The 22194-nt window shown below is 69.5% G+C and carries 27 protein-coding genes; 5 read left to right on the top strand and 22 right to left on the bottom strand.

What is annotated here, in order from left to right:
• Positions 1 to 7 precede the first annotated feature (7 nt).
• From ftsR to FDA38_RS15730, 7 genes are all read right to left on the bottom strand, one after another.
• Positions 8 to 721 (bottom strand): transcriptional regulator FtsR, encoded by a 714-nt coding sequence (gene ftsR / locus FDA38_RS15760; RefSeq protein WP_137254772.1) that lies wholly within the window; start codon positions 719 to 721, stop codon positions 8 to 10.
• Positions 708 to 1244, bottom strand: a complete 537-nt coding sequence (locus FDA38_RS15755) for an FHA domain-containing protein (protein WP_137254771.1) — start codon at positions 1242 to 1244, stop codon at positions 708 to 710. The genes ftsR and FDA38_RS15755 overlap by 14 nt, the downstream gene beginning before the upstream one ends.
• A 127-nt stretch (positions 1245 to 1371) precedes the next feature.
• On the bottom strand, positions 1372 to 1755 hold the full coding sequence (gcvH, locus tag FDA38_RS15750; protein WP_137254770.1) for a glycine cleavage system protein GcvH: 384 nt from the start codon (positions 1753 to 1755) through the stop codon (positions 1372 to 1374).
• Between the two features lie 30 nt (positions 1756 to 1785).
• Complete coding sequence (locus FDA38_RS15745) at positions 1786 to 2652, bottom strand: DUF881 domain-containing protein (RefSeq protein ID WP_137254769.1); 867 nt, start codon at positions 2650 to 2652, stop codon at positions 1786 to 1788.
• A gap of 1 nt (position 2653) precedes the next feature.
• Entirely contained in the window at positions 2654 to 2986 is a 333-nt protein-coding gene (locus FDA38_RS15740) for a small basic family protein (RefSeq protein ID WP_012920789.1), read from the bottom strand.
• Positions 2983 to 3831: a DUF881 domain-containing protein gene (locus tag FDA38_RS15735; RefSeq protein ID WP_233714742.1), complete on the bottom strand. Its 849-nt coding sequence runs from the start codon at positions 3829 to 3831 to the stop codon at positions 2983 to 2985. Before FDA38_RS15735 ends, FDA38_RS15740 begins: the two co-directional genes overlap by 4 nt.
• 4 nt (positions 3832 to 3835) lie before the next feature.
• Positions 3836 to 4432 (bottom strand): CDP-alcohol phosphatidyltransferase family protein, encoded by a 597-nt coding sequence (locus FDA38_RS15730; RefSeq protein WP_137254768.1) that lies wholly within the window; start codon positions 4430 to 4432, stop codon positions 3836 to 3838.
• Between the two features lie 198 nt (positions 4433 to 4630).
• On the opposite strand from FDA38_RS15730, the gene FDA38_RS15725 reads away from it, so the two are divergent.
• Both FDA38_RS15725 and FDA38_RS15720 read left to right on the top strand, forming a co-directional pair.
• Complete coding sequence (locus FDA38_RS15725) at positions 4631 to 4999, top strand: YciI family protein (RefSeq protein WP_137254767.1); 369 nt, start codon at positions 4631 to 4633, stop codon at positions 4997 to 4999.
• Positions 4996 to 6177: an RNA polymerase sigma factor gene (locus tag FDA38_RS15720; RefSeq protein ID WP_137254766.1), complete on the top strand. Its 1182-nt coding sequence runs from the start codon at positions 4996 to 4998 to the stop codon at positions 6175 to 6177. The genes FDA38_RS15725 and FDA38_RS15720 overlap by 4 nt, the downstream gene beginning before the upstream one ends.
• Before the next feature lie 10 nt (positions 6178 to 6187).
• Here the strand turns inward: FDA38_RS15720 and FDA38_RS15715 are convergent, their stop codons facing one another.
• The gene (locus FDA38_RS15715; RefSeq protein ID WP_137254765.1) at positions 6188 to 7810 is read right to left on the bottom strand and encodes an alkaline phosphatase D family protein; all 1623 of its coding nucleotides are present in this window, start codon (positions 7808 to 7810) and stop codon (positions 6188 to 6190) included.
• Between the two features lie 100 nt (positions 7811 to 7910).
• Positions 7911 to 8675, bottom strand: a complete 765-nt coding sequence (locus tag FDA38_RS15710; protein WP_137254764.1) for a class I SAM-dependent methyltransferase — start codon at positions 8673 to 8675, stop codon at positions 7911 to 7913.
• Between the two features lie 148 nt (positions 8676 to 8823).
• Here FDA38_RS15710 and FDA38_RS15705 point away from each other — a divergent pair, with 148 nt between their 5' ends.
• A complete protein-coding gene (locus FDA38_RS15705) occupies positions 8824 to 9432 on the top strand; it encodes a GNAT family N-acetyltransferase (protein WP_137254763.1) in 609 nt (202 codons plus the stop codon).
• 1 nt (position 9433) lies between these two features.
• Here FDA38_RS15705 and FDA38_RS15700 read toward each other — a convergent pair whose 3' ends face one another.
• From FDA38_RS15700 to FDA38_RS42245, 3 genes are all read right to left on the bottom strand, one after another.
• Complete coding sequence (locus tag FDA38_RS15700) at positions 9434 to 11023, bottom strand: DNA polymerase Y family protein (protein WP_233714741.1); 1590 nt, start codon at positions 11021 to 11023, stop codon at positions 9434 to 9436.
• A gap of 148 nt (positions 11024 to 11171) precedes the next feature.
• On the bottom strand, positions 11172 to 12308 hold the full coding sequence (locus FDA38_RS43090) for a hypothetical protein (protein WP_233714740.1): 1137 nt from the start codon (positions 12306 to 12308) through the stop codon (positions 11172 to 11174).
• A gap of 31 nt (positions 12309 to 12339) precedes the next feature.
• Positions 12340 to 12510: a hypothetical protein gene (locus FDA38_RS42245; protein ID WP_170989747.1), complete on the bottom strand. Its 171-nt coding sequence runs from the start codon at positions 12508 to 12510 to the stop codon at positions 12340 to 12342.
• Between FDA38_RS42245 and FDA38_RS15690 the strand changes: the two genes are divergently transcribed.
• Together FDA38_RS15690 and FDA38_RS15685 are read left to right on the top strand one after the other, a co-directional pair.
• Complete coding sequence (locus FDA38_RS15690; RefSeq protein WP_137254761.1) at positions 12509 to 12973, top strand: PPOX class F420-dependent oxidoreductase; 465 nt, start codon at positions 12509 to 12511, stop codon at positions 12971 to 12973. The genes FDA38_RS42245 and FDA38_RS15690 overlap by 2 nt on opposite strands.
• Complete coding sequence (locus FDA38_RS15685) at positions 12973 to 13740, top strand: PIG-L deacetylase family protein (RefSeq protein ID WP_137254760.1); 768 nt, start codon at positions 12973 to 12975, stop codon at positions 13738 to 13740. Before FDA38_RS15690 ends, FDA38_RS15685 begins: the two co-directional genes overlap by 1 nt.
• Here FDA38_RS15685 and FDA38_RS15680 read toward each other — a convergent pair.
• The 10 genes from FDA38_RS15680 to FDA38_RS15635 all read right to left on the bottom strand — a co-directional run bounded on the left by FDA38_RS15680 (position 13703) and on the right by FDA38_RS15635 (position 22141).
• A complete protein-coding gene (locus tag FDA38_RS15680; protein ID WP_137254759.1) occupies positions 13703 to 14395 on the bottom strand; it encodes a GntR family transcriptional regulator in 693 nt (230 codons plus the stop codon). The genes FDA38_RS15685 and FDA38_RS15680 overlap by 38 nt on opposite strands.
• Positions 14396 to 14512: 117 nt before the next feature.
• Positions 14513 to 15457, bottom strand: coding sequence for a quinone oxidoreductase family protein (locus FDA38_RS15675; protein ID WP_137254758.1), 945 nt, complete (start codon positions 15455 to 15457; stop codon positions 14513 to 14515).
• Positions 15458 to 15518: 61 nt separating this feature from the next.
• Entirely contained in the window at positions 15519 to 16418 is a 900-nt protein-coding gene (locus FDA38_RS15670) for an amidohydrolase family protein (RefSeq protein WP_137254757.1), read from the bottom strand.
• Position 16419: 1 nt separating this feature from the next.
• Positions 16420 to 16809 carry a cupin domain-containing protein gene (locus tag FDA38_RS15665; protein ID WP_137254756.1) on the bottom strand — a complete coding sequence of 130 codons (390 nt, stop codon included), beginning with the start codon at positions 16807 to 16809 and terminating at the stop codon, positions 16420 to 16422.
• Entirely contained in the window at positions 16806 to 18362 is a 1557-nt protein-coding gene (locus tag FDA38_RS15660) for an FAD-dependent monooxygenase (protein WP_202877698.1), read from the bottom strand. Before FDA38_RS15660 ends, FDA38_RS15665 begins: the two co-directional genes overlap by 4 nt.
• A 4-nt stretch (positions 18363 to 18366) precedes the next feature.
• Positions 18367 to 19092: an SDR family NAD(P)-dependent oxidoreductase gene (locus FDA38_RS15655; protein ID WP_137254754.1), complete on the bottom strand. Its 726-nt coding sequence runs from the start codon at positions 19090 to 19092 to the stop codon at positions 18367 to 18369.
• Positions 19089 to 19787, bottom strand: a complete 699-nt coding sequence (locus tag FDA38_RS15650; RefSeq protein ID WP_137254753.1) for a GntR family transcriptional regulator — start codon at positions 19785 to 19787, stop codon at positions 19089 to 19091. Before FDA38_RS15650 ends, FDA38_RS15655 begins: the two co-directional genes overlap by 4 nt.
• Positions 19784 to 20617, bottom strand: coding sequence for a fumarylacetoacetate hydrolase family protein (locus FDA38_RS15645; RefSeq protein ID WP_137254752.1), 834 nt, complete (start codon positions 20615 to 20617; stop codon positions 19784 to 19786). The genes FDA38_RS15650 and FDA38_RS15645 overlap by 4 nt, the downstream gene beginning before the upstream one ends.
• A gap of 40 nt (positions 20618 to 20657) precedes the next feature.
• Complete coding sequence (locus FDA38_RS15640) at positions 20658 to 21053, bottom strand: RidA family protein (RefSeq protein ID WP_137254751.1); 396 nt, start codon at positions 21051 to 21053, stop codon at positions 20658 to 20660.
• Entirely contained in the window at positions 21053 to 22141 is a 1089-nt protein-coding gene (locus FDA38_RS15635) for an Ldh family oxidoreductase (protein WP_137254750.1), read from the bottom strand. The genes FDA38_RS15640 and FDA38_RS15635 overlap by 1 nt, the downstream gene beginning before the upstream one ends.
• Between the last annotated feature and the right edge of the window lie 53 nt (positions 22142 to 22194).

Raw genomic sequence — 22194 nt, 5'->3', positions numbered from 1 at the left:
CCGGTTGTTACGGACGCGGCAGGCGGGACCGCACCAGTGCGGTGTGCAACCGAACCGTGAGCGCGGCCAGCTCCCCGGTCTGTTCGGTACGGCGGGGACCGGTGACCTGCTCGATCAGCCCGACCTCCCGGTCGGCCGCCGTACGGAACGCGCGCAGGTGCCGGGGCTCGAGCCCGTACCCGGCCAGCTGCGCGGCGACCTGGGCGATGACGATCGCGTCGCCCGCGTAGTGGTTGCCGCTGGCCACCACCAGCCCGTGGCTCTCCAGCTCGCCGAGCAACTCGGCGGAGACGCCAGCGGCGGCCTGCAGCTCGGCCCGGGTCAGCCGCAGCTCGGTGCCCGAGGCACCGAAATCCTCCGCGACCGGCTGACCGGGGGTCTGCGGCAACGAGCTCGGCGCGACCGGTGGACCCGCGGCGGCGGGTCGCAGGCCGCGGTCGATCGCGCCGAGGTGCTCCTTGATGACCTTCAGCGGCAGGTACTGGTCGCGTTGCGCGGTCAGCACGTACCGCAGCCGCTCGACGTCGGCGGCACTGAACTTGCGGTACCCCGACGCCGTACGGGCAGGCGTCACCAGTCCCTCGGCCTCGAGGAACCGGATCTTGGAGATCGTGACGTCGGCGAACTCGGCCTGCAGCAGCTGCAGCACCTGGCCGATGCCGCGACCGTCCGCCGGCCCGCCGGCCGTGGAATCAGCGGCGCTCGGATCAGGCCTGGCCACTGGCGTAGTACACCAGCCGGTACTTGCCGATCTGAACCTCGTCACCGTTGTTCAGCTGGACCTCGTCGATCCGGTCGCGGTTGACGTACGTGCCGTTGAGGCTGCCGACGTCGCGGACCTTCACGCCGTACCCGTCGCGGCGGAACTCCGCGTGCCGGCGGGACACGGTCACGTCGTCGAGGAAGATGTCGCTGTCCGGGTGGCGTCCCGCAGTGACGACGTCGACGTCGAGCAGGAACCGGCTGCCCGCGTTCGGGCCGCGCTGGACGATCAGCAGGGCCGACCCGGCCGGCAGCGCGCCGACAGCGGCCTCGTCGTCGGCGGACAGCGGCTCACCGGTCTGCTCCGGCTCCGGCTCCGCGCCGATCGGAGTCAGCATCGCGGTGTCGGTGACGCCCGGCGTCGGCTGAGGGGTCGCCGGTGCTGCCGCCGGGCGGTCCGCGCCAGGCAGCATCGCTCCGCACTGCGAGCAGAACCGGCTGCCCTCGGAGTTCTCGTGCCCGCACTGGTTGCAGAACGGCATGCTGTGATCCTCCCGATCGCCGGGTGTCCGGCGACGTTTTCGATAGACCCCGTATGAACAGTGTGACGTGCTGGAACAAGATGAGAGGGCCTCAACCCTCGACCAGCGGTTGAGGCCCCAAAACCTATCAGCTCTGGTCGAGCTGTCCCTGATAGGCATCGGCGTCCATCAGCGCGGAGACCTCGGCCGCGTCCTCGACCTCGATGTCGAGCAGCCAGCCCTCGCCGTACGGATCGCTGTTCACCAGGTCCGGCTGGTCGGCGAGCGCCTCGTTCACGGCGGTCACGGTGCCGTTCACCGGAGCGAACAGATCGCTCACGCTCTTGGTCGACTCCAGCTCCCCACAGGCGTCGCCGGCCCGCACCGTGCTGCCGACCTCGGGCAGCTGCACGTACACGATGTCGCCGAGCTGGTCCTGCGCGAAGTCGGTGATGCCGACCCGCACCGGTCCGTCGCTACCGGCCTTCAGCCACTCGTGCTCGGCCGTGTACTTCAGGTCTTCGGGGTACACCTTCGTTCCTCTTTCACTCAAGGAGAACAGCTACTTGGTCGGGCTGGGCGCCGGGCGAGCGTAACGAGGCTCCTCCGGCGCGTGCAAGGCGGCGATCGGGACGGTCGTCAGCTCGTTCACCTCCGCCGTTCCACCCACCTGCGGACCGGTCACCTCGCTGACCAGACCGCCGGGGAAGTTGGCCGCCTCGGCCAGGTTGTGCGACTCCCCGATCGCCTCGATCACGTACGGCGAGTTGACCTTCTGACCGTCGATCCGGATCCCCGGCGGGTCGTCCACGAAGTCGGTGCTGGCGACCACCCGGACCGACCCGTTGATCTGGATCGCCTCGGCACCGGCATCGCGCAACTCCTCGATCGCGTCCAGCAGGTTGCTCGAGGTCATCTTGCCCTGCGGGTCGTTCAGCGTGATCCGGACACCGGGACCTGTCGCGGGCAGCGTACCGGCCAGGATGCCGAGGGTGCGGACCTGGGCCTCGGCCTGCTCGCGCGCCGTCTGTGCCTTGTCGGCGCTGGAGGACAGCGAGTTCTTCCGCTCCTCCAGGTCGGCGATCTCGCTCTCCAGCCGGCGGGTGTTCTGGCCGAGGCCGTCCAGGATCGCGATCAGGTCCTCGCGGCGGGCGTTCTGGTAGCCGTCGTCGGCCCGGTTCACCCGGACCTGGACCACGGCCACACAGGCGACCAGCGCCAGTACGACGGCCACGATCGCCTGGCCGCGGGACGGTTTGAACCCGGACTTGAGCCGCCGCAACGCAAGGTTGGGCGTCTTCGGCTTGGGCATCGGGGTCGGTGTCGCCGGCTGCGGCGACTCCACCACCGGCTTGGCCGGCTGCTCGGGCTTGACCGGTGGCTCAGGCTTGGCCGGCTGCTCGGGCTTGTCGGGATTCTCGTTTGCCATGTCAGGCCCGGAAGATGTGGCGCCGGATGGCCGCCATGTTGGTGAAGATCCGGATGCCGAGTACGACGACCACGCCGGTCGACAGCTGCGAGCCGACGCCGAGCTGGTCACCCAGGTACACGATCAGGGCCGCGATCAGCACGTTCGAGACGAACGACACGACGAAGACCTTGTCGTCGAAGATCCCGTCCAGGAACGCCCGGAGCGCGCCGAACACCGCGTCGAGCGCGGCAACGACCGCGATCGGCAGGTAGGGCTGGGCCCAGTCCGGCACGTCGGGCGCGACCAGCAGACCGATCACGACGCCGATCACCAGTCCGAGTACGGCGATCATCTCGATCCCACTTTCGCGTAGCGCAACGCGATGGTCGCATCGGCCGGCACCAGCAAGGAGTCCTCCGTCGTGATCGTCATCCGGACATCGAAGTTGCTGACCAGGTACTGCACCCAGCGGCCGCCCGAGCTCTGCGCGAACCGGGCCGGCATGGTCGCGGTGTCCCCGATCGCGAGCACCGTGTACGGCGGGGTCAGCGAGCTGTAGTCGACCGTGATCGCACTGCCCGCGCCGCGGATCGCGGTCAGCGAGGTGATCCGGTGACCGTTCACCGAGACCGCCTCCGCGCCGGACGTCCACAGGCCGTTGACCAGCTGCTGCAGATCGACGTCGAGCAGCCGGCCCTCTTTGGAGTCGGCGTTCTTCGCATCGTCGATGACCGCCTTCAGCCCGGGCCCGGCGACCGAGATCGCCCCGGTCTGCAGCTCCAGGTCGTCGAGCTTCTGCTGCAGCGCGGCGCCGGTGCTGTCGTTGCTCAGTCCGCTGGCCTGCAACCGGCGTACCTCGTCGGCGAGGTCGGACTGGTGGTTGCGCAGGCCGGTCAGCCGGTCGTCGGCCTGGTTGATCCGGTCGATCAGCTCGTTGCGCTGCTTCTCGGCCTCCGGCGCGCTGCGGTAGTTCTGCGAGGCGGCGACCGCGAGCAGGAAGCCGAGCACGAGCGTCGCCGCCACCAGCATGATCCGGTGCCGGGAGCGGAGCGCCCTGGCGCCGTCCTTGGGGCGGGTCCGGGCGGCGACGGCGTACCCCTCGTCGATCGGGTGCGCCATCAGGTTGTTCAGCAGCGACATCGACGCGTCGACGCGCCGAGGCTTCTGCGCCGGTTGTTGGGGGGCTTGCTGTGTCACGGGTCTACCCGGCCGCGTCCTTGATCGGCTTCACCGTCTGGACGAGGTGCCGCAACTGCGCGAAGTACAGCGCGCCGGCCCAGTAGTACAGACCGGTCCCCCAGATCGCGAACGCCCAGCCGAACACGCGGGCGAGCAGGTTGAGGGTGGAGTCGCCGTCGCCGAGCAGGAGCAGCGGGAACGCGTACAGCAGGCAGAACGTGGCCGACTTGCCGAGGAAGTGCACCGGCAGCGCGTTGAAACCGCGGCGGTGCAGGGCCGGCAGGGTCAGCGTCAGCAGCAGGTCCCGCAGCGGCAGCGCGATCGCCAGCCACCACGGGATGATGTCGCGCAGCGCCAGGCCGACGACGGTCGCGAAGATGTACAGCCGGTCGGCCACCGGGTCGAGCATCTGGCCCAGCCGGCTGGTCTGGTTCATCCGGCGGGCGATCTGGCCGTCGGCCCAGTCGGTGAACCCGGAGATCGCCAGCACCAGCAGCGCCCAGCCGTCCTCCTTGGGGCCGAGCACCAGCCACAGGAACAGCGGCACACCCAGCAACCTGAGGAAGCTGAGCGCGTTCGGGATCGTCCAAACCCGGTCGGACACTTCCAAGTCCGGCACGCGACCCCTCCCTCTCTCACCCTGATACCCGTCGTAACTCTACTGGGGCACCCCGACACGTTTACGTCCGGCCATGCCGGGGCATGCCCCGACTTTCCCCTGATTACCTGAACGCGCCCGTTCGTGGTCCGCTATGGCTGGTGCGAACCGGTGACCCGATCGATACCCGAGAGTGATCCTTGGAACGGGAGGCCGATCATGAAGTTCTTGGTACTGATCTACGGGAACCCGGAATCGCGGGCGGTGTGGGACTCGCTGTCCGACGAGCAGAAGCAGGAAGGTATGGCGGGGTATGCCGGCCTGCACGAGGCACTCGAGGCCCGAGGGGAGCTGGTCGCGTCGGAGTCGCTGGACGATCCGGGGCTGACCAAACAGGTGCTTGTGCGCGACGGGAAGCCGCTGACGACGGACGGGCCGTTCGCCGAGGTGAAGGAGCAGCTGGCCGGGTTCTACCTGCTGGAGTGCGACTCGATGGACCGGGCGGTGGAGATCGTCGCGCAGATCCCGGAGGCGCCGTTCAGCGTCGTGGAGGTCCGTCCGGTCCGTGATCTCGGCGCGTACATGTGATCGAGGAGCTGCTGCGGGAGCAGGCGCCGCAGGTGCTGGCCGCGCTCGTCCGGCGGTACGGCGACTTCGACGCGTGCGAGGACGCCGTACAGGAGGCTCTGCTGGCTGCGTCGCTGCAGTGGCGGGGTGAGGGGGTTCCGGCGAATCCGCGCGGCTGGCTGATCACGGTCGCCTCGCGGCGGCGGATCGAAGTACTGCGGAACGAGGCGGCCCGCTCGCGGCGGGAGGAGGCGGTCGCCGTCGCGCCGGAACCGGAGCCCGCGTCGTCGGTCGACGACTCGCTGACGTTGCTGATGCTGTGCTGTCATCCGGCGCTGACGTCACAATCGCAGGTCGCGCTCACGCTGCGCGCGGTCGGCGGGCTGACCACCGGCGAGATCGCCCGGGCATTTCTGGTGCCGGAGGCAACGATCGGGCAGCGGATCAGCCGGGCGAAGGCGAAGCTCCAGGGCGCGCGGTTCGCGATGCCGCCGGCGTCGGAGCAGTCCGAGCGGCTGGCCGCCGTACTGCATGTGCTGTATCTGATCTTCAACGAGGGTTACACGGCGTCGTCCGGTACGTCGCTGCACCGGGTCGAGCTGAGTGCGGAGGCGATCCGGCTGACCCGGCAGTTGCGGGCGCAGTTGCCGGCGGAAGGTGAGGTGGCCGGGCTGCTGGCGTTGATGCTACTGACGGATGCGCGCCGGCCCGCTCGTACGACGGCGGACGGGGCGCTGGTGCCGTTGCCGGAGCAGGACCGGACGTTGTGGGACGCCAAGGCGGTTGCCGAAGGCACCGAGTTGATCACGTCCACGCTGCAGTCGGCGCCGGTCGGGCTCTATCAGTTGCAGGCTGCGATCGCCGCGGTCCACGACTCGGCGGCACGGGCCGAGGACACGGACTGGCGCGAGATCCTGATGCTGTACGAACTCCTCGAGTCGACCGCGCCGGGGCCGATGGTGACACTGAACCGGATCGTCGCGGTCGCGATGGTGCACGGCCCGGCCGCCGGCTTGGCGTTGCTCGACGATGTGGACACCGCCCTGCAGGGACACCACCGGTTGGCTGCTGTTCGTGCCCATCTACTGGAGCTGTCCGGCTCCGCGGTCGCCGCGCGACAGGCGTACGAGCTCGCCGCGCGGCTCACACAGAGCCTTCCCGAACAGCGCTACCTGCAGTCCCGCGCTGACGCGCTCTAGCGCTGCCTCGTCAGGCCGGGACAACTCCTGGCTTGCCGGCCTCGACGGCCCAACGTGCTGTGGTGGACGACGGCGCATCGGGTACGGCGACCGACGACACCGAACGCTCCTCGGTCAGCCAGCGGGTGCGGTCGACGTCCATCCGCAGCCAGCCGTGGGTGCGGCCGTTGAAGTAGCGAACCCACGGGTTGAAGGCAGCGTTGGACTGCTCGGCGATCGGCACGAACGCCGCCGGGAAGTCCGAGGTGATCGACGTCGAGACGAACTCGCTGGCCACCACCGGCGCGGACGGGTCGTCCACCGTGAGCCGAAGATCGTTGATCCAGGTCGAGTGGATGTCGCCGGCGATCACCACCGGGTTCGCTGCCTTGCTCGCGGCGATCGCAGCGAGCAGCCGACGACGCTGCGGCGTGTAGCCGTCCCACTGGTCGAGGTTGACCACCGAAGCCGGCGGCGGCGCGATGAACCTGGTCGGGGCCATCATCACCTGCTGCCCGAGCACGTTCCACCGGGTGTGCGACGTACGCAGGCCGTCCAGCAGCCACTTCTCCTGAACCGGACCGGTCAGCGTGCCGGTCACGTTCGTGTCGCCGAGCGCCTGCGGCCCGAAGTCGGACGGCAGACCTCCGGTCGGCAGGCCGCCGCCGGGCTGGTCGGTGCGGTACTGCCGGGTGTCGAGCACGTTCAGCCGCAGCAGCGTGCCGAAGTCGAAGCGGCGGTAGATCCGCAGGTCGGACCAGCCGCCGCGGTTCGTCGCCCGCACCGGGGTGTGCTCGTACCAGGCCTGGTACGCCGCGGCCCGCTGAAGCTTGAACTGCTCAGGTGTCTGGTGCCACGGCGGGGCGTCCTGCTCGTCGATCAGACCGGCGTAGTTGTTCTCGGTCTCGTGGTCGTCCCACGTCGAGATGAAGGGCAGTGCTGCATGGGCCGCCTGCAGTGCGGGGTCGGACTTGTAGAGCGCATGCCGGTTGCGATAGTCGGCGAGCGTGATCAGCTGATCGGCACCCGCAGCGGTCCCGGAGGATGCGTTGTGTTGCCGTACTGCGTTCTGCTGCGGGTCGTACTCGTAGATGTAGTCGCCGACGTGCAGGACCAGGTCGAGGTCGGACGCGGCGATGTCGCGGTACGCCCCGAAGTACCCGTTCTGCCAGTCCTGGCAGTTGGCCACGGCGAACCGCAGCCGCGCGGCCGCGCTGTGCGGAGCCGGCGCCGTGCGGGTGTGCCCGACGGGGCTGATGAATCTGCCGGTGCGGAACCGGTAGAAGTAGTCCCGCCCCGGCCGCAACCCGGCGGCGTCCACATGGATCGAGTGAGCCAGATTCGCGCGTGCGGTTGCCGACCCGGCCCTGACCACGTGCCGGAAACGCTCATCGGTGGCGATCTGCCATCCGACCTGTACGGCGCGGTCGGTGAGGCGAGCGCCGTCGGCCGGGTCGCGCAGCAGGCGGGTCCAGAGGATCACCCGGTCCGACAGCGGGTCGCCGCTGGCGACACCGAGGCCGAACGGGTCGCTGCGGATCGGGTTCGCGTGCGCCTGCCGTACGTCGACGACGCCGCCCGCGGCGACTGCTGCGCCTGCGGCACCCAGCAGCGTTCGCCGCCGGATCGACGGCAGTGTCACTCGTTCGCTCATCATTACCCCTCCCACGATGGCTGTCCGGTCACGAACCCTTGCCGGACAGCCCGGCCGGGTCAATGGCCTGCGGGCATCGGGAAGCTGAACAATGACGACGTCAGGCCAGCGGCCGGCCCCAGCTGAGCTCGGCCTCGATCTTCAGCTCCAGTACGCCGTCCTTCGCGTACGGCCGGACCGCCTCCTCGACCATCGCGTCGAAGTCGGCGGCCTCCTCGGGTGTCATCAGGTCGCGCGCGAGGCTCGACGTCGAGTGGAACTGCTCGATGTAGTCGGTGACCTTCTGGTGATAGGTGACGGGCGCGGTTCGCGCCGTACCACCGAGCTCGAGCAGGCCGCGGTCCCGGATCGCCTCGACCACGTTGTACTTCGGGTCGTGGTTCTTCTTGCGGGAGTGCCGCTGGATCGCTTGCATGACGCCGTCCCACCAGGGCATGTCGACGGGGCCGTGTTCGATGACGACGAGTTGGGCGTTCGGGGTGAGGTGCGGGACGATCCGCGCGAACGTCTCCTCCCACGGCATCCAGTGGATACTCGCGCCGGCCGTGACCAGCGCGTACGGGCCGTCGAGCTCGGCGGTCTCGATCGGGTTGACCTGCCAGGTGATGTTCGGCTGGTCGCCGCCGGGGCGCTGCCGGCCGGCTTCGATCATCGGCGCGGAGAAGTCGATCGCGTCGACGTGTTCGACCCGTGGCGCGAGCGGCCGGGCGATCGCGCCTTCACCGGCGCCGATGTCGAGCACGCGTCGTGGTTCGTCGGTGATCAGGGCTTCGAGGCGGTCGAAGACCTCGTCCGGGTACGGCGGCCGATGCTGATAGGCCTCCGCTACCGCCTCCTGCTGGAACGTCGCCGCAAGCTCAGTCATGCCCCGGAGCCTAGTCCGGGTGTTGCCTCTTGGCGGGCCGGTTCTGCTGCCGGCCTAGCGCGGAACTCCGGCGTCTTCAGGGTCGTTGGTCCTAACTTCCGAGTGGTTCCGGAAGGTGGTCGTCCGGAACTCGGGTTAGCGTGCCCGCATGGTGATCGATGAGTCGCAGGTGACCGTCGTACCGGCGAACGAAGCGTCGTGGGAGGACCTGCAGACAGTCTTCGGTACGACGGACGCGGGACAGTGCCAATGTCAGCGGTTCAAGATCCGCGGGTGGATCTGGCGTGACTCGACGCTGGACGAGCGGATGACGCGCCTGCAGGACCAGACGGCGTGCGGTACGCCGGACGCGCCGTCGACGACCGGGCTGATCGCGTACGTCGACGATGAGCCGGCCGGGTGGGTCGCGCTCGAACCGCGCACGGCGTACCCGAAGCTGCGGACGTCCCGCGTGCCGTGGACGGACCGCAACGAGGACAAGGACGACGAGAGCGTCTGGGCCGTCACGTGCATGACCGTCCGCAAAGGCTTCCGCGGCCAAGGCCTCACGTACCACCTGGCCCGCGCGACGATCCCATACGCCCGCACCCGCGGCGCCCGCGCACTGGAGGCTTACCCGATGTTCACCCAGCCCGGCAAAACCATCACCTGGGGCGAACTCCACGTCGGCCCCCACCAAGCCTTCGAAGAAGCCGGCTTCAAGCAAGTAACCCACCCCACCCTCCGCCGCACGGTGATGCGCATCGACTTCACCTAGGTCAGTCGTAGGTGGCTTGGGCCTGCCAGGTTGTTTGGTGGAGGGTGAAGAGCCAGGCGCGGGTGTCGGCGGTCTGGAACTGGAAGCGGGCCTGGCGGGACTCGGTGGTGGGGTCCCACCAGCGTTCGGTGCTGAGCCACGGGCCGGCCCAGGCGGTGATCGGGTGGATTTTGTTGCTGTCGGCAACTTGAACGCCGGGGCCGTTGGTGGGTAGCAGGGAGAACGCGGTCGGTACGCCGGAGAGCTCGCCGCGGGCGCTGACCGACACCTGGGCGCCGTCCGCGGCGAACACCTTCGCGGGGATCGGCTCCGGGAAGATCGTGGTCGGCGCCGGGGTCGGCCAGCGCTCGGCTCCGGCGCTCGTCCCGGCACTCGTCCCGGTGATCGCCCCGGGCCACGGCTGGTCGGGCGGTCGGGGCGGCACCGGTGGATCGCCCCACGGGATCAGTGTCTGCCGGTCCGCGAACCCTCGCCCGCCGCCGATCACCACCGACACCACCGCGCCGTGACCGAGCATGCTCTGCACCCTCGACAACGCCCGGTGGATCCGCTCGTCCGGCCCGCCGCCCCACAGCCCGTCGACATGCGCACCGACCGGGTCTGCCTGCTCCGGGATCAACCGGATCCGCACGACCGGCGACGTCAGCTCGCTGGTCGCCGTGCCGCTGCCCTGTAGCTGCCAACGCACCCGGTCCACCACGTCCGCCGCGGTGAACCAGCGCGGGTGCAGCCACTCCCGCTCATGGATCCGCCCGGACTCGGTGCCGACTTCGACCCGCAGCGTCGTACACACCAGGCCGAGCTCGGTCAGCCGGACGATCAGCTCGTCGGCGATCGCACGGACCGCGAACGCGACCTGGTCGACCCGGTCGACGGACGGCTCGAAGTCGAGCGCCCGGGTCAGCTCCGGCGGGACCTCCCGGCCGGTCACCGGGCGATCGTCGGCCCCGCCGGCCAGCCGATGGGCGAAGGCTCCGCCGGGCCCGAACCGGGTCAGCACCTCCGTCCCGGACAGCTGGGCGAACGCACCCAGCGACCGCAGGCCCAGCCGGCGCAGCAGATCCGTGAGTTCGGGCTGCTCGAGCAGGTCGACCGACAACGGCGCGAGGAACTGCGGTGATCCGCCCGGCGGCACCACCTGCACCCTGGTCCGCGCGGAACTCGTCCGCGCCGCCTGCTCCGCGGCGAACGGACCGTCGGCGATCCCGACCCGGCTGCCCGGCACGTCGAACGTCTCCAGCCGGTCGAGCAGCTTCTCCGCCGCCACCTCCTCGCTGCCGTAGAACCGGGCCGGACCGCGCGCCTTCAACGCACACATGCCCGGCCGGATCGCCTGCACGCCCGGCGTGATCGCCTCCAGGCACGCGATCACCGGGTCGAACGCGCGCGCGTCGATCACCGGGTCGTACTTCAGCACGACCAGCTCCGGGCACCGCGACTGCGCGTCCCGGGCCCGCTGCCCGCGCCGCACCCCTTCGGCCCGCGCGGCGGCGGAGGTGGCGAGCACCTTCCCCTTCTCCAGCACGACGATCGGCTCGTCCGGCGACCGCCCGCCCGCCACCGCAGCCGCCGTCACCGGCCAGTCAGGCACCCAGATCACCATCGTCCGAGTGAGCCCACGCCCACCCATCAGCCCACCGCACCAATCTCTTCAGCCCACTCCTCCTGCCACCCGGTCGCCACCGCGGCCGCTGTCACCGGCCGGTCAGGCATGCTGCGGGTGAGTCCACGGCCGGCCATCAGCCCACCGCGCCGATCTCTTCCACCCACTCCTCCTGCCAGCCGGGAGCCTGCTCGCGAGTCGGATCGGCGGGTCGGCCGAGCCAGCCGGGTGCCTGTTCTTGGGTGGGCTCGGCGGGGCGGACGGTGCCGTCGGGGCCGGGGAGCCAGAGGTCTTGGCGACGGGACCGTACGGCGGATCGTCGACCGGTCACCGCTACCGTCGCGCGGCGGGCGGTGATCAGCCCCTCGCCGTCGCCGAGACCCGTCCAGGTGTTGCTCTCGATCTCGAACCTGGCCTCGCTGCCGGGCCACGACCCGTACGCGATCAGCATCGCGCCGCGGGTCCGGAGCCGGGCGGCGAGCCGGGACGCCTCCCCCGGTGTCACCTCCCCGGGCGGCCGGACGACCACCACCGTCAGCGCGTCCACCAGTGCGGCGACGACGCTGAGCCAGTCCCGGCCGGGATCCGGGACCAGCACGAGCCGCTCCAGGTCGACCCCGAGCCCACGCGCCGCCTCGGCGCCGAACGACGGCACCCCGACGACACCGCACCAGGCGCCCTCCGCGGACGGACCGGCCATCAGCGCCATCACCAGGGCGGCACTGCCACGCACGGAGTACACCGAGCCGCCGCGCAGGCTCGCCCCCGCCAGCAGCTCACTCACCGCCGGATGCGTGGGCAGCTCCCGATCCACCCCCGCCGTGTCCAGCGCCTGCTGCACCCGCGCCACCGAAGGCACCCGAGTAACCCCACCCCCAACCGAAGCAAGCCGCACCCCAGCCTCCTCGCGACCCCCGGAGCCGGCGCCGAGGCCGCCGGGACTCGGGTCGCGGAAGCCGGCGCCGCGGAAGCCCGCCTCGCGGAAGCTGGCGTCGCCGGAGCCCAGGTTGCGTGAACCGATGCCCCGGGAGCCGGCATCAAGGAAGCCCGCGTCGAGGGAGCTCGGGTCGAGGGTGTCGGGGTCGAGGTGGGTGTCGGGGTCGAAGCTGGTGACTGGGGCCAGATGGGTGGGGGTGGGGAGGCTGGGTGGGGGGAGATCGGGCACCTCGAGAAGGTCCTCGGCGGCCGCTTTCTGGGCTTTGGCCTGGGCCAGGAGCAGGCGTGCCTGGTCGAGTGCCGTGACCCGGCTCGTCGCTGCCTTGCTCCCCGTCATGAATCCATGTTCGAACACCTGTTCGAACATGTCAATCCGGTCGTCCCCAGGCCCGGACCTGCCCGATCTGCTGGCCGGAGAGCTGCCCACGACCGCCCAGGCGCAGTACCTCAAGCACCTCGTCAACCAGCGCACCGACGGCGAGCTGGAACACCTCCTCGGCACGCAGGACCTCCGGCCCGGCACATAGGGTGGGAGTCATGCCGAGGACTATTGCTACCAACACCAAGGTCGACCTCGAGGGGCTGCTGGAGTTTGTGCGGCCTCGTCATCACATGCTGCTGATCACGTACCGGGCGGACGGGACGGCACAGGCGTCACCGGTGTCCGGAGGTGTGGACACCGAGGGCCGGATCGTCATCTCGTCGTACCCGGAGCGGGCCAAGAGCACCAACGTGAAGCGGACCGGCAAGGCCGGTGTGCTCGTGCTGTCGGACGAGTGGAACGGCGCGTGGGTGCAGGTGGACGGCAGCGGCGAGGTGATCGAGCTGCCGGACGCGGTGGAGCCGCTGGTCGACTACTACCGTGCGATCTCCGGTGAGCACCCGGACTGGGACGAGTACCGCGAGGCGATGGTGAAGCAGGGCAAGTGCCTGATCCGCATCACCCCGGAGCGCTGGGGCCCACTCGCCACCGGCGGCTTCCCGGCGCGCCTGGCCGACTGATGCGTACGGCGCTGGTGGTCCACGCGCACCCGGACGACGAGGTGTTCGCCACCGGCGCCGCCACCTCCGTACTGCACGATCAGGGCTGGCACGTCGTACTGCGGGTCGCCACCGCCGGCATGCATGGAGCAGCCGACCATCTGACCGCCTCCTGCGCACTACTCGGGATCGACGAATGGGACTGGCTCGGAGCCGACGGCGCTGCAAAGCCCGCCGGCGGTGGAGGCCGCTGGATCGACGACGGCGGACTGAACGGACCGCAGACGCCGGCAGCCGCCGATCCGGCCGAGCTGGCCGCGGAGATCGAGACCGCGGTGCAGGTGATCGAGCCGGAGCTCATCCTCACCGTCGGACGTGACGGACTCACCGGGCACCCGGACCACATCGCGATCTCACAAGCAGTCGAGCGAGCACTCCAGCACGTCCACTGCCGCGCGCTTGGTGCACGCGTCAGAGCGCAGGACGTGCGCGCAGGTGAACAACTGGTCCAGCAGCTCGCACCAGGACAGCGGGTCGGCTCAGGCCACATCAAAGGATGCGAAGCGCCGCTCGAGGAAATCAGCGGAGCGTCCGAGCAGCGCAGGCGACAGGCACTCGACGAGTACTACGACGGTCTGGGCAGCAAACCGCTCGAAGAGCTCATCGGAGTTCACCGGTCGAGCAGCGACGGCCTGCTGCTCCGTGCAGTCTTCGATGCGACCGGCTGGCAGCACGACCGGTTCGAAGAGCTCACGGCTTGGCCGAGCGACGCTCCATTGTCTCGGTGATGCGCTGCATCGCACCTTCCAGGTGTTCGCGCAGCGCGGCCTCGGCGCCCGTCTCGTCGTGGGCAACGCACGCATCGAGGATCGCCTGGTGCTCCCGGCGGGTCTGCTCGATGCGGGCCTTGGTCTGCCGGGAGCCGAACCGGTAGCGCTCGCTGTTCTGCCAGACCGGCTCGATCGCTCGCGGCAGCCACCGCGAACCGCCGGCCCGGTAGATGGCGAAGTGGAACTCGGTGTGCGCCTGCCGGGACGCGATGTTGTCGCCCAGCTTCGACAACCGGACATGCTCGGCCAGTGCGTCCCGTGCGGTCGAGGCGTCCGTGTCGGAGAACCGCGTCGCGGCCGCACGCACCGCCAGGGACTCCAGCGCCAGTCGGGTCGCGTGGGTGTCGCGCAGGTCCTCCATCGACAGCTCACGGACCCAGGCGCCCTTGTGCGGGACGATCTCGACCAGTCCGAGCGCAGCCATCCGCCGCAGCCCTTCGCGGATCGGCATCTGGCTCATGTCCAGCCGTTTGGCGAGCTCCTCGAGCCGCAGCGCCGTACCACTGGGAAGCTCGCCGGACAGGATGAGTTCGTGCAGCTCGGCGGCGGCTTCCTCGGCGAGCGTACGACGGCCGGTCGGCCCCCCAGGCGTGAGCTCGAGTCGTCGGATCATCAGTAGCGGGCTGCCTCTCTCCTATTCAGCTCTGGAGGTACCGTAGCCGCCACTCGGGTATCTGCGGGCCTTCGACGACGGATTGCTCAGCTAGGACCCCAAACCAACGCAAGTGGTCTATGCCAGCCGGAGTGCCGTCAAGTCCAGCAACACCCGCCCTGCTTGCCGATCCAGCGCGTCACCGGCCCGGTCCGCGGGCACCACGTCGTACTCCGCCCGCCAGGACGCCGGTGCGATATCCGCGAGTGCCTGACCGACCGCATCCGGTGTCAGAGCTGTGCGCTGCAGGTTCACCGGCAGCACCCGGAGGTCGCGGCCGATCAACTGGTGCAGGTCGATCGTGGTGAACTCACCGGCCTTGTAACCCAGTACGGCGATCCGCCCGCCCGGAGCGATATGCCCGAGGACCCCACCGGTCACCGGACCGCCCATGGTGTCGATCGCCGCGTCACACCACTGCAGCTCCCGACCAACCTGTCCCAGCCCGTCGACGCGAACGATCTGGTCCACCAGCGCACTCGCGGCATCGACAGACGCCTCCATGGCCACCAGACCAATCACCCGCGCCGCACCGGCGGACCGAGCGATCGCAGCGCACATCCGCCCGAGCAGACCATTCACCCCGGTGACCACAACGGTCTCGCCCTTCAGTACGTCGGCCACCCGTCGTACTGCGGTGTGCGCGGTCAACGCCTGCGTCAGCAACGTCAGCGCCGCTCCCGGCTCGAGCGACGACGGCAGCCGATGTACGGCGGCATCCGGCACCACTGCGTACTGACCCCAAACACCTGGACGAGTCACGCCGACGCCGTCGCCCCGGACGAGCACAGCCGTCCCGGCCTCGACCACGTCCGAGCTGACGACCACACCGGTTCCCTCGGAGCCCGGCACGAACGGCACCGACGGCTGCTTGCCCGCCAGCGTCGACCGGTCCAGTGCGGTCACAGCGGCCAGCCGCATCTCCACCAACGTCTCACCCGGACCGGCAGTCAGCTCGACCTCTTCGGCCTTCAGCTGCTCACCCGGTCCGTGACTGTGCAACACAGTCCCCCGTGTACTCACGCCTCATCCCCGTTCACGATTTGATATCTGATCACAACCTCGACCAGACAGAACACCCGTCTCACCACGCGGCGACCTCCTTCGCCAGCGGCCGGGTCAGCACCTCGGCCGTCGCGGACCGCGCGGCGGACACCCCGTCGCTGCCCATCGGGAACGGCCAGTCACTCCCGGCCAGCACCCGCTCGGGCCCGAACGTCTTGTGCAGCAGTTCCAGTACGGCGTCGTCGTGGACCAGATCGTCGACGTAGAACCGGCGCAGCGCCTCGGCCACCGGCAACGACACCGGCTCGATCCCGGGCCGGTCCGTGTCGATCCCGCGCTGCCACCGGCCGGCAACGGCCGCCGTCACACCACCCCCATGGCACAAGCAGAACCGGATCCCTGGAAACCGCCCCGGCACGTCGGCGAAGACGAGCGAAGCGGCGGCCACTCCGGTCTCGTACGGATTCCCCAACAGGTTCGACAAGTAGAACGAATCAAGCCGCTTGTCGTCACTGTTGCCGGGGTGAATCAGCGTGAACGCCTCCAACACATCCAGCACCCGCCAGACCGGGTCCAGCCCGGCATAGCTCGGCGTACCCAGGGCGAACCCGCTGAAGACACCCTCACCGGCCAGTCCGGCTGCCACTGACGGCGCGGTCGGGTCGAGCAGCGGCAGGTGCGCCAGCACTCGCAGTTGCGGTGTGGCGAGCTCCCGCAGCCCCTGGTTCACCAACTCGGCCCACTCGACGCCGGCGTCGTACCGGAAGAGAGCGGGCGGTACGGAGACCACCGCGCCGTCCAGCGACTGCTCGGTGATCCAGTGCAGCAGTGCGGCCGGGTCGGCCAGCCGACCCAGCGGCAGTCGCTGTCCGTCGACCACCAGCGAACCGCTGTCGACGGACAACCCGAACTCACCCCGGTGCGCCGCCGACAGTACGGTCGGCGGGATCAGGTGGGTGTGGACGTCCCAACCGGCCATGTCAGCGGGCGTCCTCGTCGTTGTCGTAGAACTCCGGCCGCTCCGGATAGTGCGGCCCGTCGTACACCTCCAGCAGGACGGAGGTCTCCTCAGCCCGCGTCGGTCCGTGCGTCACGCCCTTCGGGTTCCAGTAGAAGCTGCCCTTGGTCAGCGTGGTCCCGGTCGGCAGGTACACGTACCGGCCGGACAGGCAGAACATGAACTGGTTCGACGCGTGCTTGTGCTCGGACGGAATGCCGGAGCCCTTCTCGAAACGCACCAGAGCGATCGACGCCTCAGTCTCCGGATCCCGCCACAGCATCTTGTGGGACAAGCCGTCCAACGACTTCTCGACCCACTCCAGGTCATCCGTCTGCAGCAGGATCTCCCGCAACGGTTCGTCGAAACTCACGGGACCTCCCGACCAGTCACATGCGTGTACAGCTGCTCGGCCACGCCGGCGGCCATCGGGGCAACGGCTGCGATGTGGCCGTCCGGCCGGATCAGTACGACGCTCTCCGGCGGTACGCCGTACCTGTTGGTCGTGACGCTGCCCGGATCGAACAGGGCGCGGTCACGCAGACCGGAGTCGTGCGGGGCGTCCCACCGGGAGACGGCGTAGTGCTGCAGCGCCGGCGACTGGTTGACCGGGATCTCCGGCCGACGGCGTACGTCGGTGAAGTAGAGCGCCACGAACGAGTCGCGACACAGGTCATGGATCGTCGTGCGGCCGGTCGGACTCTGCAGCACCAGATCCGGCGCCCGGTCCCCCGCCCGTACGGCAGGCGGGGAGGCGGACGTGGCGACCATCGACCAGTCCCCGACTCCCTCCACGTCGAGCCGCACACTGAGCAGAGTCCTGTTGTACGCCGTGGCCCACGCGCCGGTGCCTTCGGTAACAGCACCACGCTGGAACGACATGTACTTCCGCGCGGCCTCGGCCATCTCGCCCGAGCCCTCGATCGCCACCGGGCGCTGCTCCTGCTCGTACCCGTCCAGCAACGACGGATCGGCCCAGCCACGCAGTACCCAGGCCAGCCGCCACGGCAGGTTCGAAGCGTCCAGCGCACCGGTGTTCAGACCGAGCGCCCACATCGGCGTGATCAGATGGGCCGCATCGCCCATCAGGAACACCCTGCGGTCCTTGGTCCACTGCTCCGCGACCCGGTGATGCACGTTGTAGACGACCGAGCCCAGCAGCTCGATCCGGTCCACCTCGCCGATGAACTGCTTCACCTTCACCAGCAGGTCCTCGTCACCCGGTGCGTCGGCGCCCGGCGCCAGCGGGAACAGGAACCGCCAGTTGTCCGGCTGACGGATCAGCACCATCCACTCGGACTTGTCCGCGAAGTACGCGAGGTATGGGTAGTCCCTGGCGTTGTTGACGTCCAGGTCCACCACGACGTCGATCAGCATGTACCGCTCCGGCAGGGTCTCCCCCACCACCTTCACCCCGAGCGCATCGCGGATCCGTGAACGCCCACCGTCACAGGCCAGTAGGTACGACGCTTCCAGCTCCTGCGGACCGTCCGGCGTCTCCAGCTGCAGCACGACCCGGTCGTCACGTACTTCGAACGACGTCATCAGGTGCTGCGTCCGTACCGGCTCCGGCAGCGCCGCTGCCAGCAGCGGCTCCATCTTCTGCTGCGGCAGGTTGATGACGAACGGGAACTGCGTGTCGTTCGCCAGCTCGGCCAGCTGGACCGAGGCGCGCGGGGTGTTCGTCGCGCGGTCGATGTCACCGATCTCGTCGATGCGCAGTGCGGCACCGAGGATGCGGTCGACGGCGCCGTACCGGTTCCAGATCTCCAGCGTCCGGCTGAGCGTCGTACCGGCCTTGGTGTCGGACGACAGGACGGCGTCCTCCTCCAGCAGCACGTACGGGATGCCGTAGTGCGCGAGACCGAGCGCGGTGGTCAGACCGATCGGTCCGGCACCCACCACGGCGACAGGCAGTTGGTTCACTCGTTCACTCCACAAACGTCGTGAGCTTGGCAAAGGCACGTTCCCGGGCCAGCACCGACCCGGTCATCGCGGCCGCGTCGGACAGCAGGAACAGCAACAGCCCGACCACGTCGTCGGGGTCGCCGATACCTATGGTGTCGTGCCAGTGATCCCGGTCCGCACCGCCGTTCGCACTACGGAACTGCTCGGTGTCGATCACGCCCGGCGCGACTACGTTCACCCGGACCCGGTAGCGCGCCACCTCGACCGCCAGCGACTTCGCGAACGCCACCAGCGCCGCCTTGCTCGCCGCGTACGCCGACGCGCCCGCGTACCCGGTCGACGCCAGCCCCGACGTGAACACCACCACCGAACCGGACTGCCGCTCCACCATCTGCGGTACGACGGCCTGGCATGCCCAGACCACGCCGTCGAGGTTCACCTGCAGCGTGCGGGTCCACTCGGCCGCATCCATCTCCAGCACGGTCGACCGCGGCTGCACGGCCGCACCGGCGACCAGTCCGTCGATCCGCCCGTACCGCTGCAGCACGCCGGCAACCGCGGCCTGTACGGCGAACCGGTCCGCCACGTCGACCTCGACGTACTCGACGCCGTCGTCCGGCGGCTTGATGTCGAAGACGACCGCAGTACCACCAGCGTCGTTGACCGCATGCGCCAGCGCCGCACCGATGCCGCGTGCGCCACCTGTGATCACCACGACCTCACCGGTCGCGTCGAAGCTCACCTTCATGACGTCTCCTTCTGCTTCGACGTCATCGTCTCGGTGATCCGCTGGAACGCGCCGGCCAGGTGGCTGCGCAACGCCAACTCGGCCGCATCCGGGTCCTGCGCGACGCACGCGTCCAGGATCGCCTGATGCTCCTGCCGGCTCTTCTCGATCAGGAACGCCGTCGGCCGGCTCCCGAACCGGTAGCGCTCGCTGTTCTGCCACACCGGCTCGATTGCCCGCGGCAACCACTGGGAACCGCTCGCCCGGTAGATCGCGAAGTGGAAGTCCGCATGGGCCTCACGAGCACCCGCCGAGTCCTCAGCGCGCGACAGCCGCAGGTGCTCGGCCAACGCAGCCGCTGCCTTCGTCAGATCGTCCTCACTGAACCGGGCCGCAGCAGCTCGTACTGCGAGACTCTCCAACGCCAGCCGGGTCTCGTGCGTGTCGCGCAGATCGGACAGCGACAGGTCACGGACCCACGCGCCGCGGTGCGGGATGATCTCGACCAGCCCGAGCGCCTCCAGCCGGCGGAGTCCTTCCCGCACCGGCATCTGGCTCATCTCGAGGCGACTGGCCAGCTCCACGAGGCGCAGCGGCGTACCGCTGGGCAGCTCGCCGGACAGGATCAGCTGGTGCAGCTCGGCGGCCGCGTGTTCGGCGAGGGTACGGCGTCCACCCTTGCCGCCACCCGGCAGCAGTTCCAGCGGCCCGCTCATGCGCGTGCCACTCTGTTGCGCAACTCGCCGAGCTTGTCGGAGCGGGTGACGACGACATCGCCGTCCTGGAGGAACACCTGTGGCTCGCGGGCGTTGCCGATGCCGGCCGGCGTACCGGTCAGCAACAGGTCGCCCGGGCGCAGCGTCATACCGAACGAGAGCTCACTGATCAGCGTGGCCACGTCGAACGCCATCTGCCGCGTGGACGCGTCCTGGCGCACCTCGCCGTTCACCAGGCACTGCAGGTGGATGTCCTGCGGGTCGCCCACCTCGTCGGCGGTCACGATCCACGGTCCGAGCGGCATGGTGTCGTCGATGCTCTTGCCCTTCAACCACTGACCGCCGTGTGCACGCTGCAGGTCCCGCTGCGACACGTCGTTCGCCAGCGTGTAGCCCCAGACGTGGTCCAGTGCGTCGGCGACGGCGATGTTCTTGCCGGTCTTGCCGATCACCAGCGCGACCTCGGCCTCGTAGTCCCACTTGGCGGAGACAGCCGGATCCCAGGCGATGTCGTCGTACGGACCGATCACCACGTCCGGGCCCTTGGTGAAGAACGTCGGGTGCTTCGGCCGCTCCACGTCCTGGCCCTCGCGTTTGCCCCTGCTCTCCTCGAAGTGGTCCCAGTAGTTCCACCCGGTGCACAGGATGTCCCGCCGGAACCGTCGCAGCGGTGCTCGCAGGATCCCTTCGTCATAAGGGATCTTGTCCACCACGTCGGCCGGCCCGGAGATCACCTCGGTCAGATCCGTTGCTGACAGCAACAGGATCGAGTCCCCGTCGAGTACGCCGGGCACCTCGCGCCCGGCGTACTCCACCGTCACGTACTTCATCTCAGGTCCACTCGACACCGCGCACGGAACTCACCCCCGGTCATGCGACCACTGCGATCGCGTTGATCTCGATCAGGTAATCGGGATGTGCGAGCTTGCTGACCTCGACCATCGTCGACGCCGGCAGCGGCTCGGTGAAGTACTGCGCCCGGATCTCGTGGATCTTGGCGAAGTCCTCCATGTTGCGCACGTACACATCCACCCGGCAGACGTCCGCGAGCGTGCCGCCGGCGGCCTCGACCGCCGCCTTCACGTTCTCGCACACCTGCCTGGTCTGTTCCCGGACGTCCCCGACCCCGGCGATACCGCCGTCCGGCTGCCGGGCGGTCATCCCGGAAACGAACACCAACCGCCCGGTCGCTTCGATCGTCGTGGCCTGCGAGAACACCCCGTTCGGGCTGCGCAGCGCCTCCGTCGACACCTGTGTCTTCCCCATCAGCTCAACACCCCTCCCGCCGGTACGACGGCACCGACCGCCCGCGCGGCCTCCAGCAGCCCGTCCAGTCCGGACCGCTCGATCAGCACACCGTGCCGGCGCTGGTACGCCGCACGCTCGGCCTCGATCTCACCCGGCAGATGCAACCGGTTCACGCCCGGAGCCGTCGCGCTCCCCCGGACCCGCGCCGCCAGCCCGGACGAGCGCAGGCGGAAACTCTCCACGCCGCCCATCAACTCCGGGTCGATCGCCAAGAACAGGTGTGCGCAGTCGTTCGGCCGGTCCGGCTCGCGGTACAGCGGGCGGACCTGGTCGCCCCAGCCGCCACCGCTCAGTACGCCGGTGAGTACGTCGATCATCAGCGCCAGCCCGAAGCCCTTGTGACCGGCGGCCGGCAGCAGCATGCCGAGCACGGCCTCCTCCGGGTCGGTGGTCGGTGTGCCCGAGGGATCGGTCGCCCAGGTCTCGGGGATCGGCCGCCCGGCCGAGGCGGCCAGCCGGATCTTGCCCAGGGCAACCGCCGACAACGCCATGTCCAGGACGATCTCCACGCCGGCCTTGGTCGGTACCGCGATCGCCAGCGGGTTGTTGCCGACGATCCGCTCGGCGCCGCCCGGGGCCGGCATCAGCGGGGTGGTGTTCGACATCGCGATACCGATACACCCGGCCTGACCGGCTTGCATGGCCCAGCGGCTGGCCGCGCCGAAATGGTGTGCGTTGCGGATCGAGACGAGGCCGATGCCGTACCGCCCGGCGCGCTCGATCGCGTGTCCCATCGCCTGCGGGCTGGACAGCTGGCCCATCCCGCCGCGGGCGTCGGCGACCATCGCGGCGCCGGCGTCGAACAGGATGTCGAGCTCACGCTCGCGGGTCACCCCGCCGGCGTTCAGGCGCTCGACGTACATCGGCACCAGCATCACGCCATGCGAACTGACGCCACGCAGATCCGCCTCGACCAGCGCAGCAGCGATCTTGTCGGCATCCTCCCGGTCGAACCGGAGCGCCCTGAAAACAGCCGAAACAGTGGCATGCAGCCAGTCCGGCCGGACCAGCACGCGTCTGTCCGCATCCGATGCTTGTGCGGTCATCGGGCCTCCCGGCCTGGACTGAGGAGCGGAGGGAGCGAAGCGACCGGAGCGAC

The sequence above is a fragment of the Kribbella jiaozuonensis genome (assembly GCF_005233875.1).
In the GTDB taxonomy this organism is placed as follows: domain Bacteria; phylum Actinomycetota; class Actinomycetes; order Propionibacteriales; family Kribbellaceae; genus Kribbella; species Kribbella jiaozuonensis.
The sequence above is the reverse complement of the archived record's forward strand: the minus strand, read 5'-3'. Positions and strand labels throughout refer to the sequence as shown.

Coding starts and splice junctions, on each gene's coding strand:
- FDA38_RS15755 (WP_137254771.1), bottom strand. CDS start 1,244: ATGCCGTTCTGCAACCAGTGCGGGCACGAGAACTCCGAGGGCAGCCGG.
- FDA38_RS15745 (WP_137254769.1), bottom strand. CDS start 2,652: ATGGCAAACGAGAATCCCGACAAGCCCGAGCAGCCGGCCAAGCCTGAG.
- FDA38_RS15740 (WP_012920789.1), bottom strand. CDS start 2,986: ATGATCGCCGTACTCGGACTGGTGATCGGCGTCGTGATCGGTCTGCTG.
- FDA38_RS15725 (WP_137254767.1), top strand. CDS start 4,631: ATGAAGTTCTTGGTACTGATCTACGGGAACCCGGAATCGCGGGCGGTG.
- FDA38_RS15715 (WP_137254765.1), bottom strand. CDS start 7,810: ATGAGCGAACGAGTGACACTGCCGTCGATCCGGCGGCGAACGCTGCTG.
- FDA38_RS15710 (WP_137254764.1), bottom strand. CDS start 8,675: ATGACTGAGCTTGCGGCGACGTTCCAGCAGGAGGCGGTAGCGGAGGCC.
- FDA38_RS15705 (WP_137254763.1), top strand. CDS start 8,824: ATGGTGATCGATGAGTCGCAGGTGACCGTCGTACCGGCGAACGAAGCG.
- FDA38_RS43090 (WP_233714740.1), bottom strand. CDS start 12,308: ATGACGGGGAGCAAGGCAGCGACGAGCCGGGTCACGGCACTCGACCAG.
- FDA38_RS15690 (WP_137254761.1), top strand. CDS start 12,509: ATGCCGAGGACTATTGCTACCAACACCAAGGTCGACCTCGAGGGGCTG.
- FDA38_RS42245 (WP_170989747.1), bottom strand. CDS start 12,510: ATGACTCCCACCCTATGTGCCGGGCCGGAGGTCCTGCGTGCCGAGGAG.
- FDA38_RS15685 (WP_137254760.1), top strand. CDS start 12,973: ATGCGTACGGCGCTGGTGGTCCACGCGCACCCGGACGACGAGGTGTTC.
- FDA38_RS15680 (WP_137254759.1), bottom strand. CDS start 14,395: ATGATCCGACGACTCGAGCTCACGCCTGGGGGGCCGACCGGCCGTCGT.
- FDA38_RS15670 (WP_137254757.1), bottom strand. CDS start 16,418: ATGGCCGGTTGGGACGTCCACACCCACCTGATCCCGCCGACCGTACTG.
- FDA38_RS15655 (WP_137254754.1), bottom strand. CDS start 19,092: ATGAAGGTGAGCTTCGACGCGACCGGTGAGGTCGTGGTGATCACAGGT.
- FDA38_RS15650 (WP_137254753.1), bottom strand. CDS start 19,787: ATGAGCGGGCCGCTGGAACTGCTGCCGGGTGGCGGCAAGGGTGGACGC.
- FDA38_RS15645 (WP_137254752.1), bottom strand. CDS start 20,617: ATGAAGTACGTGACGGTGGAGTACGCCGGGCGCGAGGTGCCCGGCGTA.
- FDA38_RS15640 (WP_137254751.1), bottom strand. CDS start 21,053: ATGGGGAAGACACAGGTGTCGACGGAGGCGCTGCGCAGCCCGAACGGG.
- FDA38_RS15635 (WP_137254750.1), bottom strand. CDS start 22,141: ATGACCGCACAAGCATCGGATGCGGACAGACGCGTGCTGGTCCGGCCG.